The 246-nt window shown below is 54.1% G+C and carries 1 protein-coding gene; it reads left to right on the top strand.

The features are described 5' to 3' along the window. Positions 1-246 (top strand): radical SAM protein (locus MXD62_RS09335; RefSeq protein WP_248828963.1); only part of this gene is annotated, 246 nt, incomplete at both ends.

Genomic DNA, 246 nt, shown 5'->3' with positions numbered 1-246 from the left:
CATTAGGTGTGGAAAAAATCAGAATCACGGGCGGAGAGCCGTTGATGCGCAAAAATCTGCCTCGCCTGATTGAGATGATCAGTCAGGTGGAAGGCGTAAAGGATATCGCGATGACCACCAATGGTTCCCTCCTGGCTCAGCATGCGCAAGCATTAAAAGAGGCGGGCTTGCACCGTGTCACGGTCAGTCTGGACAGCCTTGATGTAGGTCGCTTTGGCCAAATGAACGGGCGCGGCTATCAGGTGG

It is taken from the genome of Frankia sp. Mgl5 (assembly GCF_023242985.1).
Taxonomy (GTDB): domain Bacteria; phylum Actinomycetota; class Actinomycetes; order Frankiales; family Frankiaceae; genus Parafrankia; species Parafrankia soli.
This window is presented reverse-complemented; position numbering and strand designations above follow the sequence as displayed.